Source organism: Christiangramia lutea (assembly GCF_022489035.1).
GTDB lineage: Bacteria > Bacteroidota > Bacteroidia > Flavobacteriales > Flavobacteriaceae > Christiangramia > Christiangramia lutea.
The window spans coordinates 237,205-253,344 of sequence record NZ_JAKVTV010000001.1 but is presented as its reverse complement, the minus strand read 5'-3'; the positions used below and the strand labels follow the sequence as shown (position 1 = coordinate 253,344).

Annotated in this window: 14 protein-coding genes and 1 other RNA gene; 6 read left to right on the top strand and 9 right to left on the bottom strand. The window is 33.4% G+C overall.

Annotation, left to right across the window (positions count from 1 at the left end; translation table 11 throughout):
- Window positions 1-209: 209 nt before the first annotated feature.
- Window positions 210-404, bottom strand: a complete 195-nt coding sequence (locus tag ML462_RS01165; RefSeq protein ID WP_240711898.1) for a hypothetical protein — start codon at window positions 402-404, stop codon at window positions 210-212.
- Window positions 405-570: 166 nt separating this feature from the next.
- On the opposite strand from ML462_RS01165, the gene ML462_RS01160 reads away from it, so the two are divergent.
- The 6 genes from ML462_RS01160 to ML462_RS01135 all read left to right on the top strand — a co-directional run bounded on the left by ML462_RS01160 (window position 571) and on the right by ML462_RS01135 (window position 5,464).
- Window positions 571-1,005, top strand: a complete 435-nt coding sequence (locus tag ML462_RS01160; protein WP_240711897.1) for a hypothetical protein — start codon at window positions 571-573, stop codon at window positions 1,003-1,005.
- Window positions 1,006-1,098: 93 nt separating this feature from the next.
- On the top strand, window positions 1,099-2,223 hold the full coding sequence (locus ML462_RS01155) for a YbjQ family protein (RefSeq protein WP_240711896.1): 1,125 nt from the start codon (window positions 1,099-1,101) through the stop codon (window positions 2,221-2,223).
- A complete protein-coding gene (locus ML462_RS01150) occupies window positions 2,220-2,531 on the top strand; it encodes a hypothetical protein (protein ID WP_240711895.1) in 312 nt (103 codons plus the stop codon). Before ML462_RS01155 ends, ML462_RS01150 begins: the two co-directional genes overlap by 4 nt.
- A 74-nt stretch (window positions 2,532-2,605) precedes the next feature.
- Window positions 2,606-3,892, top strand: coding sequence for a pentapeptide repeat-containing protein (locus tag ML462_RS01145; protein ID WP_240711894.1), 1,287 nt, complete (start codon window positions 2,606-2,608; stop codon window positions 3,890-3,892).
- 104 nt (window positions 3,893-3,996) lie between these two features.
- The gene (locus tag ML462_RS01140) at window positions 3,997-4,314 is read left to right on the top strand and encodes a hypothetical protein (RefSeq protein ID WP_240711893.1); all 318 of its coding nucleotides are present in this window, start codon (window positions 3,997-3,999) and stop codon (window positions 4,312-4,314) included.
- Window positions 4,292-5,464 carry a hypothetical protein gene (locus ML462_RS01135; protein ID WP_240711892.1) on the top strand — a complete coding sequence of 391 codons (1,173 nt, stop codon included), beginning with the start codon at window positions 4,292-4,294 and terminating at the stop codon, window positions 5,462-5,464. The genes ML462_RS01140 and ML462_RS01135 overlap by 23 nt, the downstream gene beginning before the upstream one ends.
- A 100-nt stretch (window positions 5,465-5,564) precedes the next feature.
- Here the strand turns inward: ML462_RS01135 and ssrA are convergent.
- The 8 genes from ssrA to ML462_RS01095 all read right to left on the bottom strand — a co-directional run bounded on the left by ssrA (window position 5,565) and on the right by ML462_RS01095 (window position 16,136).
- Window positions 5,565-5,963: a transfer-messenger RNA gene (gene ssrA / locus ML462_RS01130) on the bottom strand.
- 481 nt (window positions 5,964-6,444) lie between these two features.
- A complete protein-coding gene (locus tag ML462_RS01125; RefSeq protein ID WP_240711891.1) occupies window positions 6,445-7,356 on the bottom strand; it encodes a DUF6371 domain-containing protein in 912 nt (303 codons plus the stop codon).
- Between the two features lie 86 nt (window positions 7,357-7,442).
- Complete coding sequence (locus ML462_RS01120) at window positions 7,443-8,915, bottom strand: DNA primase family protein (protein ID WP_240711890.1); 1,473 nt, start codon at window positions 8,913-8,915, stop codon at window positions 7,443-7,445.
- A gap of 45 nt (window positions 8,916-8,960) precedes the next feature.
- A complete protein-coding gene (locus ML462_RS01115; protein ID WP_240711889.1) occupies window positions 8,961-9,254 on the bottom strand; it encodes a helix-turn-helix domain-containing protein in 294 nt (97 codons plus the stop codon).
- Between the two features lie 103 nt (window positions 9,255-9,357).
- Window positions 9,358-10,248, bottom strand: coding sequence for a hypothetical protein (locus tag ML462_RS01110; protein WP_240711888.1), 891 nt, complete (start codon window positions 10,246-10,248; stop codon window positions 9,358-9,360).
- A 43-nt stretch (window positions 10,249-10,291) separates the two neighbouring features.
- A complete protein-coding gene (locus tag ML462_RS01105; RefSeq protein ID WP_240711887.1) occupies window positions 10,292-11,563 on the bottom strand; it encodes a site-specific integrase in 1,272 nt (423 codons plus the stop codon).
- Window positions 11,564-11,877: 314 nt separating this feature from the next.
- On the bottom strand, window positions 11,878-14,883 hold the full coding sequence (locus tag ML462_RS01100; protein WP_240711886.1) for an AsmA-like C-terminal region-containing protein: 3,006 nt from the start codon (window positions 14,881-14,883) through the stop codon (window positions 11,878-11,880).
- A 203-nt stretch (window positions 14,884-15,086) separates the two neighbouring features.
- On the bottom strand, window positions 15,087-16,136 hold the full coding sequence (locus ML462_RS01095) for a hypothetical protein (RefSeq protein WP_240711885.1): 1,050 nt from the start codon (window positions 16,134-16,136) through the stop codon (window positions 15,087-15,089).
- Window positions 16,137-16,140 lie beyond the last annotated feature (4 nt).

The following is a 16,140-nucleotide window of genomic DNA, read 5'->3' as shown; positions in this document are numbered from 1 at the left end:
TTCTAACGGTGCGGCTTGTTAATAATAAACTTATGTACTCTACAGAGCTATCTCAATTCAGGATTGAATATCTAATTTTTGTTCGGTCCATATTTATTTTGGATAATAATTCCTCTTAAACAAGAACTTAAATGGTAGGTGAGGGGCCAAAGCCCTATTGTTGCGATTTGGTTGAATATAAGTTTAAACTTTTATTATAATTCATTCATTTAGTCTTGTACTATAGCTGTTAGACAACTTTTCTTGTTAAATCTTCCAGGTCTTTCCAGATCCTGTCCTCCAAATTTTACTTTCCCATTTTCCCCGAATTTTAATTGATCTGCGACTCTCATCAAATTTTGATGTTTAGGATTTTCTTCTGAGAATAATTTTAACTGCTTCTGCCTGGCTTCAGAAAGTTTCATAGTAATTAGGTTAACATTATATTTTGTAATCATATTTCGATTACAGGCGTAACCGAAACAAAATTCTAAAGGATTTAATCCAGTTTAAACTCTCAATCTTTCCATTGATTCAATTATTCATAGGTTTGTAAAAAATCCATAAAAATGGAATAAATCCAAAATTAATATGTTATTAGCAAAAACTGTAGGAAATATAATAGAAAAGAACCAGCGAAGTCGCCCAACTAATTTACTAGGAGGGGTAGAGGTAGATTATTACTTCATGGCCTCTAAGTTCAGCGGATCTAAAACGGAAATTAGTTTAGTTCTTTGGACTATAGTTGTCGACGAAGAGGGATATATTTATGGATTATTAACCAGGCACCTTGGACATTACAATACTTGGAAAGAAGTTATATCAAATAGGATTAAGGAACATTTGATTAGACTTGGTTTAGACAACCTTTTTGTCAATAGGTTGGTTAGAGAAATAGAGATTAAAAAAGAAGGTCATATCATACCGAAAGATATTAGGTGCGGAGGTGATAGGATAGGGGTAGATGGAAGTGACGAAATTTATATTAGGAGATCTAAATTCACTTATTTTAAGATCACCTTGTAATAATGGTGTTTAGATAAAATAATTTATTCTATATTTAACTAGTTTTCTTCCCTACAAGAATATTCACCAATAGTTTTAATAAAAATAAATCGTATGTTACAACCGAGGGATATTCTAGTTATTACCACGCCAGAACCAGTACATGAAAAATTAAAACAACATATAAAACCTATAACTTCTCATGTTGTAGCGGGTACAAATATTTTCAGTGATGTTTTCGCAAGTTGGTCGGATGTTTTCGGTGGTCGTTCAAAAAGTTATCAAAAGCAACTTACATCTCTCTATAATGAAGCAATCGAAAGACTTCAATTACAAGCATATCATTTGGGTGCGGATTGTATCGTAGGTTTAAATATTGACATTGACGAAATAGCAGGTGGTGGAAAATCTATGTTCATGATAACAGCAATTGGAACTGCCGCAAATTTGGAGAAGAAAGGTAGTGAGGCCCGTGGCAGAGATAATAAAACCGTTGAGGGAGCAGTAAGCCTAGCTGATTTGGAGGATATGAGGATTAGAAAGACATATGTCAAGAAGGCATCAGAAGGGTCATTGGAGCTGTCTAATGATGTATGGGAATATTTAATTAGGAATAGAGTGACAGAGTTATATCCGTATATTCTTAACACCTTTGTAAAATACTTCGATAATGGAGCATATAGCTCTCCAGAGTCAATGGATATTTTAAAGAATCATACAATTAATTATTTATCCTCACTTCCAAGAGATAAGCAAACTGAGCTTATTTATGATACTTTAAGCCAAGAGGAGTTAGGTCAATACTCTAGAAAATTAATGTTTAGAGTTACTGAAAATGAAAATCTCCTTGATTTTGAAAAAGTAAAGGAGTTATTGGACTCTGTTGATCTTAAAATACGAAAACGAGGATTGAGTTTATTTAGGTACGACAAACCATATTATGATACTGTTGATCTTGAAGAACTAGAAAGTATAAAGGAAAGTTTACCAGATTATTTTAAAAAGTTGGGGGATTACACTACTAAGAAAACAATGCTTACGGGTAAGGAAGTTGAGGTTTGGGAATGTAAGTGTGGTAGAAAGAATAACCTGGATTTAGTTTATTGTGTAGATTGCCATCAAGATATTTATGGGTTCTATCGAGAAGAGATAAACCTTGAAAAAGCTCAGGAAATTATAGATGAAAAGATTGATCTTATTAGAGGGTTGTTACCTCAACAAAAAAGTTTGGTATCATGAAAAAGATTGTTTTAACACTATTGTTTATTCCTGGGGTATTCTATTCTCAAACCTATTATAGTTCGGAAACGAAGTATTACGAGCCTAAGGAGCGAGAGCAAATAGAAAGAACTATTGAAGTAGGAACGGATACAATAACCATTACAACCAAAGCTACGGGTGTAACCGATATACAAAAACTGGTCATTAAATATTCTCGTGAAGGAAAAATGAATCGTATTGGGAAGGCTATGATTTATGAATGTTTAGCAGCTAATGGACCATTTATGTACGATGTTGGTGTCCAGCTTAAGGATAATGTAAAATAGATAGGAGTGACTAAAGTAGATTTAATAGAAGAAGAATGGAGATTTATGCTGTATAAAATTAAAAATACCAGTTAATGTATAAAAGATTGAAGTATTGGCCAATCTTGCTCATTTTAATAATATTTCTTTTCATCGCTACAGGATATTTATTTTTTAGAGTAGAGTTGGCAATCTGGGCCTATGGTGAAACCAATGATAGAAATGGTCAATTATTAAAAGACTTTTTAAGCCTGTCAGGGGGATTAGCAGTATTGGCGGGTCTTTATATTTCTTTCGTTAGGTCTAGAGCCATTGAAAGAACCGTTGAAAATCAGCAGGAACAAATAAAAAATCAATCTTTCGAAATTAATCTTACAAGAGATTCAAATTTGAATGAACAATTTAAAAATGCGGTTGAACATCTAGGAGATAACAGAGAACCTATAATTTTGGGTGGAATTGCTGAGTTGAACCAGTTAGCAACAAATGAAGGTTCTAAATTTGGCGAAGTAGTGACTAATATTTTCTCAAGCTTTTTAAAGTCAGAAGCTAATATTAAAAATGAGGAAGACTCAATCAACTGGAATATAGTGAGTGCTATTGTAAAGAATCTGACTGAGAACTCTAATCTTAACAAAAGACATGTAGATTTAAGCTACACCAATTTATTCGGAACAAAAATATCTGGTTGTGAAATAAGAGATTGGAATTTTTACAAATGTAACCTGCCAAAACAAATAAGTTTAGTCAAATTTCAAAATTGTAACTTCGATCATTCAGTAGGGTTTCTAACAAAGTTTATAGGTGTACATTGGAAAGATTGTAGTTTTAATGGAGTTTTTTTAGAAAACTCTAGAATAATCAATTCAAATATGGATTCTAATAGCATTAGTCTTACAGCTATTGATTCTGATATATTTTCTGGCAAATTTTTTGGGGATTTAACTAATTCTCATTTTTTTAATTGTGACATTAAAAATTCTCATTTTGAGAATGGCTTCTTTTCTGACAATAAAATTGTGGGTACAAATATTTATAACACCCATTTTGACATAGATTTAATGTCTAATTCTTTTTCAGCCTCAAGATTAAATAAGGTGAAATTTAATGGATACGTTTCTGCCACGGAGTTTAAAGGAGTTCACTTAAACATGTTTAACCCTAGATCTAATTTTGAGAAAAAAATAAAATCTGGTATTGATAAAGATGCATTACTGTTAGGTGTCACATTCAATGGCATACACAAAGAAATGGTTGATACTGTTTTGACTTCGCTTGATGGGATTGAAATATTTAACCTCTATAATAAAATTGTAGAAAGCAAAGCCTTTCTAAAAAATAAAAAAGTAAATATTCCAAGTGAATGGTATAATGAAATATAAACCGATTTGACTATTTTTTACTAAAATGCTGATAATTAATATTTTGTGTTGTTTTTTAGTTAAATTTATAAATCTTCAGTAATAGTATAATTAGATTTTAAGTAATGAGTGATTGGTTTGTTATAGAAATATTTCCTGACGAAGAAGATTTAGTTACACAAATTAAGGATTCAGGTTCAGAATTTAAGATATTAAAAAAAGATCGTTTAGGTGGTGCAGAAGAAATTTTGCAATTGCTTATACCTAGCTCAATCTCGATTATTGAATTAATTATTACAATAGTCAAAAATAAACGGGAAAATCGGAAAAGAATTAAGATAGGTGGGCAGGTAATTTCGGCGGAAAACTTGAGTGAGAATGAGTTGAAAATTTTACTAGAAAGTATTGTCAAATCAAACAATGATGAAATACGATCTAGTTGAAATAATACGAGACACAAAGCCTATTCCTTATCGTTTCAAAGAAGAATCAGAAAACATTGCACAAACCTTTTACAGTTTCAAACCTTTTTTTGCTGAGAACGTAAGCTTGAGACAAACTTACTCAATTGAGGCCATACCTGAGATAGAAGCCGATGATACCTCGAAAATTCTAATATGGGATTGGAGATGGGTGGAACAAATTCAAAGAATAATGAAAAACTTTTTCACCGATAAGGATGGTTCATTGTTTATTTCTCATTTGAGCAATTTGATGATTGCTGAACGTATTTTTGAAGAAAGAGATCTGAAATTAGGTAAAAGTTTTCTCCATGGTCATCCTTATGACCTAATGAGTATTTCAGAATTTGACGAGCAAATATGCACTTCCGAATGGCCAGATAAAGACTTTACTCATGAAACATCTCGAAAGGTTTTGTATATCGCCTTCTACCACGAAATAGCTCATTTACTATTAGATAATAAGGAAGAATATATTATTAATGAGCGATTTTTAATCAAGGATAAAATTGAAAATCTTATTAAAAACGAACCTAGCTTCGAGGAGGAATGGGAAAAACTATCAAAAGGTTGTATTGATGTTTCATTAAAAGGTTATATTCAAAACGACAGTTTTCTTGATGAAATTGTTTGTGATAGCTACGCTTTCGACATATTCAAAAAAGCTATTCTTCAAGATCTAAATAGAAAAGGATCAAAAGCGGAAAACTGGTTCTATTCATTTTTTATGTATTCTTCAATTATAGATTCAGTAGAGGAAACAAGAAGGACAATTTCGGAAAGACAGATTGAATACCAACTTGATTTTAAAAGGAATTTAGCTGAAAGAACTTTAAGACATAAAATTGCAATTTGGTTGTTCTTTGGAGATATTTTAAAATCTTATGGTACAGATAAAAAATTAATCAATTCTAAGGTAATAGAAGATTTTTATCATGGGGTTACCAAAATAGAGGATGTAGTCTTTACTGGTCGTTTTTTCCTTTTAACAACTATTCATCAACTTCAAAGTCCCAAAAATAGACAAGTATGGGAATATTTAGCAGATAGGAGATGTCCTAATGACGATGCGAATTTGGAGACTAAAATATGGAAAGAATACTCTACATTACTTAATTGGAGTACCAGTTAATTCGGTTGTAGTTAATATAGATGCGGTCGTACATTAATCGTACAAAAATAAGCATAATAAACCCGTGAGACCTTTTAAATAAGGTAATCACGGTTTTTGCAAGTGGAGTCGAAGGGGTTCGAACCCTCATCCAAACAAGCAATTCAGCTGCTTTCTACACGTTTAGTCTTCAGTTGATTGTCGATGCAAAGCCGGCTGAAAACCAATAACTTTACACGTATCCTCATTTAAATTTCAGAAGCTCATCAAGGCCCTGAGCTCCCTATATTTACTTTATCGGTGCCTCTGATGTGAACGCCGTAAATCAAGGCTTTCACGAGACATCTTGGTTCCCTGCCTTGCAGGGACTAAGGTAACGTACTATAATTCGGTTACGCAGCCAAGGCGTAGTTATTCTCGCCGTTTAAAAAAGTGTGAAATATGAGATTTAAGAGCTATATCCCAGCGCTCTACGTGCTTACAACTCAATTAGACTCGCTGTCAAAACCAAGTCGACCCCATGATAAATGAATATATTTCTTGGGATCTAGGCGTTGTAATTGAGCTTACGCTTTGTAGTTCAGCTATTCACTTCTAGTATTTGCCGGTCACATTACGGAAAGCTATCCGTTGCCATTCTCTGCCGTAAAATCGATTCCTTAAAGATATTCCGTCAATTTGAACTCGTTTCAGGTTCTCAAATACGCCGAAACAATTTCAGCATGACAAATAGACTATACTTCCTTATTATTTTTCCTAACCAGATCAAGGTATAATTTCCTTTAAAAAATGGAGTCCTATAGAACTATATAGTGCTAGCTTTTTCCTCCACCAGGTAAGATTCTTTGATATTGATAGGTGCTCTACACATTATATTCTTTACACCGTTTTTACACCATTACTGCACCATTGCTGCACAATTGGTTCGCCATTGATTTTTTTTAATTTCGTAAGGTTGTAATACTTAAAACCTTAATATTCAGTATATTTTTTGTTATAAGCTATAGGTTTTTCCAAATGTCAATGATGTAGTCAGCTATGTCTAATCCTTCCCTTTTTTGTTCCGGTGTTGCTTTATGATATAACAAATCAGAAATCTGAATATTGATATCAGAAGGGAGAGTTTCTATTTTAACTTTCCAAATTTTATAGCAACCTGCATCAGGAAATAGAATAACATTTCTTCCTCTCAGTGGTTTCAACATTTTTTCCTTAAGGTTATTTAAACCACCGGTAGCCATCCAGATATATTCAGGAAATGCAAGGGAAGCTATTATAGCTGTTTTCTCGCTTTCTACAATTGCAATTGGTTTTTTATTGTCAGTATTAATTAGGTGAAGACCGAACAGACATTGCTGCAGATTAAAATTTTGAAGTTTGGCCATAGCATGAACCCAGTTGATTTTTTGTTTTCGTCCCGTCTCTGAATTATACAATATACATTTACCGGTTCTAGTTCTATTTTTATCATCTATTTGCCAAAAGATAGTTGCTCCAAACCATTTTTTAGAAGTTCCAACAAAATACTTTTCTCTAACTTTATTAATTGCTTCTTCATTATTTATCACTGAATGTAAATAGTCTAAAAAATTATTTTCTGAAGTAACTCTAAGGCTTTGCTTTACATAACGATCTGGAATAAAAGAAGTTTTGTTTACCTTCTTATTTATCGGAATACTATTAGACCTTGTGGGTATCAGAGTATTAGTTGATTCAAAATATTCTGAGGGAGATAGATGATATTCACATTTCTGCTCTCTATCACACCTACCGACAGTATCATCGATATACTTTTTAGAGTTTCCTAGGTCAATATATCTAGTAAAAACTTTAGGTTTATGACATGAAGGACACCTATATCTACTTTTGGGACCTGTGTATGGTTCCAGTATAAATCTATAGTTTGATGACATGAAAAACTTTTTTTACTTCTACATTACCTACATTTTCTACACAATTAGAATTGATTATGTAGAAAATGTAGGTAATGTAGTTGAAATTAAACTTCTTTAATTGTGTTGAAGAACATTCCTTCTTTCATTCTGGTTTTTGTAAAACCGTCATCCTCAAACCTTTTGGAAAATTTTTTCTTCGAACAGGGCGAATTATTATTAGCGCTGCAGTAAATTTTATAATTGGTGTATAAATCGCTCAAAGATGTAACATCAGTCATCGACTTTACATATTTTTCTTCATCAATAAATGATAAAACTGAATTACTATCACGCTTGAATTCGTCAACTTGGTTTTCAATAATTTCACTTTCAGTAAAAGCTTTATTCTTTAATAGTCTCCTTAAACCATCCATAACCCAGTTAAAAATTCCAGGTAATTCGCTTTTAATTATTTTCTGTGACAACTGCCTATCTTGTTGATGTTCTTCTATCGTTACTTTGAATGGGATAATCATAAATCGTCTGAAAAAGCCATGGTTATGTTCAACATTCGAAGGCAGCTCATTGGTATTAAACATCAATTTAGCATAATCCTCCATCATGAAAGAAGAGCAATAAAGTCTTCTTGCATCTACAGGTTCACCAGAAACTAGTTTTTTGAAAAAATCTGATTCCAAGTTTGAACTTAATTCACTTGAATAGTTGAGTAATTTATCAGAGATCATTGCTCTGGAATCCTTGTCCTTAGTTAAGCTATCTAAGCTATAACTTGAGAAATTTTCATTACCGATAAGGGCTTTTATAATATCAAATAAAACACTTTTACCATTGGATCCACTACCATATAAAAAAAGAGCTTTTTCAAATTTCAGTATGTTATTTTTTATAAATATAGATCCCAGGTATTCAGAAATTGTGTATCGTAATTCTATTTCTGGTAATACTTGATTAATAAAGCTATTGAATAAAGGTGCTTCTGCATTTTCATCATATTCGAATGGTAATTGGTAAGTAAGGAAATCTTCCTTCCTGAACTCCCTTAAATATTGATGATCTTTGGTTATTTCAAAGGTGCCATTTTTGAAATTTATTAATGTGCAATCTTTTTTTAGACCATATTCAAAATGACTTTCAGATAAAAATTGCTTTAATAGATCTTCCTTGAATTTAAAAAATTTGGCCTCAATATATTCCACACCCATTTTGAGTGCAGCTTTTCCTAATAGATTAGCGCATTCATGGTTCTTAATGCCCTGCCAAAACTCTCCGTTGTATAAATATACCAATCCATCTTTTTGAAGTAAACCGAGATTTAACTCAATTAATTTTCTTTTCAACAATTGAATAGAAAGCACTATATAATGCTTTCTATTCAACATCTTTTCATTATCCTCAAGACCGGCCTCTGCTCTAAAATCAACTTCAGTTATATTGTTAAGAATATATAGTTTAACATTAGATTTTTCTAGTTTTTCTTTTTTTAATTTCTCCGGTTCATTTATTAAATCTTCAAGGAGAGTTTTATTAGGCTGGACACCCAAGTCAGCCATTTGAATTTTATTATTTATATTTGACATAATTAGAATAACAATTAGTAATAGAATTATGAAGCATCAGAACCCTTATTCTGATGCTTCTTTATTTGAATTAAGAAGGATGTTTTCTAATTCGGACTTTTTATAGCGAAGCCTATTACTAATTTTATAACTGGTTAAAATGCCTTCCTTGGTCCAGTTGTAAATGGTTACTAATGAAACTCCAAAATATTTTGCAGCCTCATTCCTGGTAAGCCAATCAATACTCTGTTCTTTAGGTGAGATTTGATTTGCTGCAAATTCTGCTTTTATGCAGGCCTGAATTGTTTTTAATAACTCTTGAGATGTAATTTCGTGTACCTCTGTAATCTTTTTGCTCATAATTAATAGTTTTTAATCATGTGCAAAGCAATATATACTCAATGGTCTAGGCGTATTCCAAACGTATTAATCACGTATTGATGACGTATTTAATTAATTAACATCATTCAATCAGTTTGTGGTGGTAGCCGAATTCATTTAGTACCTTATTTAATATATTTTGCTCTTTTGAAGTATACATTGTTTTATTGTCAAATTGTTTGAAATGAACTTTCATTCCCTCCGATATCATTTTGACATATGCTTTTTTACTAGTTTGCGCATAGATCAATTTCTCATCAACTAATAAATGGTAAAGACGGGAATATAAAGCAGGACCAGGCTTTTCGAAGAAAGTAAGCCTATTTTTAATTATACTATATAATGCATTGGCGGCTATTTCGCTAGTGAAAATATTCGGATAAAAATCACTGAACTTTAATTCATTATCATTTTGACTTAATTCATCATGGAGGAATTTCAAATAATAAAATTCTAATGCCCATCTTTGATAGTCTCTTAAAAAGTAGAACTCGTGAGTAAATGCCGAGAAATCTTTACGGTTTGCTCTAATATCTTGGACCAACTTTATTCTTCTTTCTAAAATATCATTTTCAACACTTAAAGGGTAGTATGTTTTAATATGTACTCTTAAAAAAAACATTTCATAATAGTCCGTAAATTGTATTCGCGTTCTTTTTTCTAAACTTTTTAAATGTTGAATTAACCTACATTGATAATCTTCAATAAGTTCAAGTTTTTGATTGTTGGATATAATATTTTTCAGTTTTTTAGACCAGTAATATTCTATAAAATTAAGCTTGTTAAATATTTCAGGGAATAGATCTCTGGTTAAAAATTCAAAAAAGTATACACATATAGAATACTCATCTTGTGATAATTTCTTACCAAATTTACTTTTGTAGGAATCGTCTAACTTCTTCTTTATATCTTCTTCTTGTAGCGATTTAATTGTATTAGCAATGTCATATTTGAAGTTTTTGTAATCAGTCATGAATCTTACTTAGTAAATATTAATAATAATGGGAAGTGGATTATCAATTGAAAAATGAATGAGACGATATTTTTTCAAGCCTTTCTAGAGATGTAGCTTTTATATAATTGTAAAACACCTTCTCCGATGTGTGACCACTTATCGCCATAATGTCAACCACGGGCATGTCAGCTTTATAAGCATTAGTGCAAAAGCTTCTTCTTGCGGTATGATTGGTGACTAGTTCATGTTTTTTATAAGTTGTTTCAACCTGTTTACCGCCGATAGTTTTTTTGATTATAACTTCATCTTTAAGTTTAGCCTTCCTGGCAATACTTTTTAAAGCTTCGTTTATGTGTTGATCGGGCATGCTTGGAGGAAATTCTCCATTTCGCTTTTTTAGAATCTCTTCAACAAAGGGATGAAGCGGAATCAAAACTATTTTTCCGGTTTTCTGAGTTTTTACTCTTAGGAATCTAATGCCTTTGTGAGCTTCTATATTAGAAGTATTTAGGTTATTAAAATCTGAAACCCGAAGGCCAGTCATTGATGCAATGATAAATAGATCTCTAGCAATATCTAGCTTAGGTCGATTTTTAAGCTTTAAATTTTTTATCGCCGTGAGCTCTTTCATATTTAAATAAATATGATTCACCTCCTCCTTAGGTTTGGTAAATCCTGATTTTTGATAATCTACATTTGTATGAAGGCCTCTTTCATATGCATCATGCATTATTGTTTTAATATTCTTTATCTGGGTGCCAATATAATTGGAGGTAAAACCTTCTTTCTGTAGATAGGAAATAAAATCATGGTGGAACTCGAGAGTAATATGCTCAAAGGTGAATTTTATTCCCAATTGCTTCTCATAATCTTTAATGATCCTCAGAGTGTTTTTGTAAGGTTTGAGAGTGCTTTTAGCTAGTGGCTTTTGCGTTTTTGGCCTAGGATGCACGGAGAAATGATCATTAAACCAATCATAATGTTCCGTTAGTAGAGGGACTTTTTTCCTGATTGAAGATGAGCCTTTTTCCTTAATTTTTTTTAGATGTTTTTTTAGAATAAGGTTATCAATAGGAGATCCAGAGTCTTCCAATTCACTAAGTAATTTATTACCCTTAGATATCAGTAGACTTAATTTAGAATTAATATTCTGGCTATCTGGCTCGCCTTTGACATTTTTCACTGAATTTGAATCAGCGTTCCAATGCTTTTTATCTTTTAAGCTTAATCCAGTAGCGAATCTATATTGTCTTTTCCTTCCATAATTAAAATGGAGATAGATATTTTGTTTCCCTTCTTTACCTGCACGAAGTCTTACTGAAATAGATCCCATAATATGATTTTGTTCGGCCAAATGTACCGCCCAAATTTATAATGAGCTAAATTATTCTTAATAATTTTTAAACAATTATTTATAATTACATCAGTAAATATAGCAATTCAAGGTTTATTTTGGTATAAATGGTTATAACTAAGTAAAGCTAATTGTAGTCCTGCCGGGGTCACAGAGTAAATTCGCAACACGCTTACTAGTAAGTGGTTGCGGATTTTTTGTTATATTAATTCAGGTCATTTATCCGTGAAAATGGCATTAAAGAATGAAGTTTTAGAAGGAATATCGAATAGCTTTAATTTTTGCTATAACTATTATTTTATCGTATCTAATGCTACTATTTTTAAATTGACTGGATTAGTATGATCTGTAGGTTTTAAGGAGTCAATTTTAAATATAAATATTTCCTTACTTGGTAATTCATTTTTAACCGCATAAAACTCTTCCTCCGGCATATCTGCCAGTTTCGCCTGTAAAGCTTCGATTTCATCTAAAGACATATCCGTATTTATAGAATCTTTCAAGGCAGCCATTTTAGCCTTATCCAATTCTGAATAAGAATCGTTTTCAGCCAGGGTTTCCTCCAGGTCTTTGGTTTTCTTACCTAAGCCAATTTCAGGATTTTCACTAGTACCGGTTACCTTTATGGGAATACCTATAATGCCGAATGGAGGTAAGCCTATTCTCATTTTAAGATTGAGGTCGCCGGCCAGACTGGTTTGGCCTTCCATCTTCAGTTTGAATGGTTTTACTTTGAATTTGAATTGTTCAATGTTCAAAATGTTATTTTTAAGGGAAGAATTAATCTCAACTTCAGACAGGTCTGGATTGTTAAGTTGTTCTCTTTGCGTTTTACTGCTTACTGCTCCCATCATTTTATGGCCTTTCAACTTTACCTGTTTTACAAGCAGGGTGCCTCCTCCCTCCAGGGATTCCAGAACCGGTTGCATTTGGCTATCCAAAATTCCCTCAATCTTATAATCTACTGAAACGATACCCTCCGCGTTTTCCGCAGCCGGAGCTAGTACTCTAAAGAGCTCCAGTTCTTCATAAGCTCTTTTCACATCGTATTCATTCAGCTTGATAGCGTAATTAAAATAAGCCTTCTCATTACCTTCATTTTTATAAAGTCCGTTCATTAAAGCCCTGGCTCCAATTAATTCCAATTGACCATTTTTCAACACCAGGCCACCGTCTTTAATCGCCAAGATTCCCTGCAGGTCTTTTACCTCAATTTCCTCGTAGAGCAGAGAATTTACCTGAAGTTCTAAAACGAGGTCGAGATCTGTGGGAACCTGGATAATTCCTTCGGTATTGGTTGTATCTGTTTTAATTTCTGTGATTTCAGCGCCTGGAATAGTATCAGTTTTGCCTTCAGCAATCAGGATAAATTCATCGGTATTGATCTTTTCAGATTCTAACCTGAATTTTCCCTGAAGAATTTCATTATCATTCAAGGTATAATTAATCACATTTTTAAGATAACCGTTCATCAACATTTTGTTACTGCCGTATTCTCCCTGAAAATCCTGAAATGCCATTTCATCCTGATGAAACTGGAATGTTCCTTCCCTTATGATAAATGGTTTAGGAAGCAATTCAGAACTTGTCGCGATATTTTGCAAATACAGCGTACCGCTATTATTCAGTCTGTCATAATTTCCTTTGGTCGCATCGCTTTGTCTGCCCTTAAGGTGTAGGTCGGCTTTTATTTTACCGTCAACTTCCAGATCTTCTACAGCAAAAACCCTATAAATATTGGAGATATTGAGAGTTCCTTTTGCGGTCACATCATAATTTAGATCGTCCAGATTTTCCAGGTTGGCCGCAAAACCGAAGGTTTCCTCCTCGAAAGTAAAATTACCCTGAGGAATTTTGATTACGGTCCCTTTGTTGGTGCCATCGGTATTAAGAATATTGGCCTGTACATTTATATTGCTGATAGGATTTGGATAAAAGGGCGTTAGTAATCTACCGTTTTGCCAGTTTAATGAACCTTCCGTTTTCGGAAATAGCGCAACCGAAGGATTGTAGGTGCCATCGATTGTAAAATCTGAAGCTAAATTTCCATTCAGCTCATAATCATTGACCCCAATGGCCCTGACGAGGTTACCAAGCTCAAGGTCGGTATTAATCCATCCTGAAATTTGCAAATTTTCAGGATTCCCTTTGGTTTGCATCTGGGCATAGACATAATCATCATTCAGTTTAAAAGAAATACTATCAGCTATGATCGTGGCCTGATCTATATCCAGAGACGGAAGACTGGTTTTAAAGTCTAGGTAAATATCACGAAGTGGAATTGGAGCTTCCTGGTATGAAATACTTCCATTATCTACGAGAAATTCCAAAAATAGATCAGGTTGTTTTTTTTCCGCTTCAACATAACTTCCTTTTAATCTAAGCTGAAGATCCATATTTCCTTTAATTTCGGTTTTATCCTTCCAGGTAACATAAGTTGGCGGCAGGGCGGTAAAGAGGTCTTCAAGTCTGCTATCTTGTGAAGAAATTTCGAGATCTACGTTGTAACCTTCTTTTAATAATTCAACATAGCCTTTAAAGGTGATGTTAAGATTATTTACAGCCAGTTCATTTTCCTCAAAAATGATGGAAAGTGAATTTGAATTGTATTTCGTGTATAGATCGGCTTCAATTACTTTATCTTTAAAATACTGAGTGTTTTCCAATTCAAAATCTATATTTCCCACCTTAACCAGGGAGCGCAGTTCCACATCTGAGTCTATATAATTTCCCTTGCCTTTATAATTAAAATTGGAAGCTTTCAGTTTTAAATTTAGAGACCTATCATGATAATCCAGCCCTGCATCTTCAATCTGAACGATATCCAGATTTAAATGAACCTCTTCAACCGAATCATTTTTAAGTTGGCTTTCATCCTTTTCTACAAACACGTTGTAATTAGGATTACCATTTTCATCAACCTGAACGTTGATTCTGGATTCTATGAGATAAATTCCGTCTATATCAATTCTACCGGTAGTCACCAGTTCAAAAACATCGATACTTAGGGAGAGTTCTTTTGCTTTTATAAAATTTTTCTGTTCAAAAGGTTCAGAACCCTTTAAATCCAAACCATCCAGCGAAAGAGTAAGTGACGGGAAATGCCTAAAAAAGGTCAATTCTGAATCATCAAAATATAACTCGGAAGTAAGATTTTTATTCAGTTCTTTTTTAATCCTGGCCGTTATGGCATCCTGAAAAATTATAGGAAACAATATCATAAAGGCAAGGATGGCAACAATGCTGAAGCCAAAAATTTTAAGACTCCTAATGATAATTTTTCTTCTTTTGGATCCCATAATTTTCTGTTTCAAATTGGAGGTAAACCTGTTCCAGGATTTGGGAAAATTTATTGCAGAGGCAGCTTATTAGTCTATTAAATTTAAACTAATTATATCTTCAATAGATTGAAATAAAGTGATTTAACTTTTGTTTCGCTATTTCTTCGGTTCGTTTTGAAAATAGGTCTTTGCGGTGTTTTTCAGGAATGAAAATGCTGAATTTAAAGTCCGAATCTATAATTCACCGAAGTCATGATTTGTTCCCGGCCGCGACCTATTCCAGCTTCCAGCCGGAACCACCAGTGTTTGTTGTGATTATACTGCACACCTAGTTGAACCGACCATTCTCCCACGGGTACCTTATCAAAATTATATCGTAGCGGAGTCTGGCCCACATCTTTCCCATCCAGATAATCCTGTAACAAATCTACCAGCTGGTCTACAACCACTTTCTGAGGTAAAGAAAGGTCGTCGTACCAGTTCTGGGCGGTATCGGCGATCTGGTCTTTTAGATCGTTCAAATTATCCTGGTCTAAAAGTCCAAAAATCTCATCTACCGTTAATTCACCGGAGGAATCTCTTGTAATTTTCTGATTTTGAAACCCAATACTGGCATTTATAGATTGATTTTTTCTTCCCAGCTCAAAACTTCTTCCCAGTCTTAGCGACATTACTCTACCCTGTACCGGCCGGTCTAACGCGCTGGTATGAGACCATGAATAATTGAGATTGAAAGCGGCAAAATAATCTTCCATTCCATAAGCGAGAACACTACCAAAACCATATGTATTGGCGGTTGGGGTTCGGTGTATATCCAGTTCTATGGGAAATGTAATTCTTACAAAACTATCCGATTTGGAATGGGCATAAATGCCATACAGATTTAAAAACGGGAAAACCCATGCGTCTGCTCGAAAATTAACCACATTCGTATAATTTTCTACGGGTTCGAAGTCTACAAAATCGATACTCACAAAATCTGATCCTCCCAGCGCTATACGTGGATCTTCTAAATTTACTTCAGTTCGTTGATGAATATAGGTGACCATAAACCCCAGCGGCAAAGGCAGATCTATTCCTTTGTTCCGAACTCTCTGGCCAAAAATTGGCAGGGTATGCGGATACGGAATTGCACGAAGACTATCACGCTCCTCTTTACTAAGCCGATTAACCTGAGAATTTGATAAGAGGGGGGTTAATACAAATAGAAGTAAGAGCAGGGCGCCAATTGATTTTCGCATCTTTTGTGTAACCTTTATAAGCGTTTTCATATGC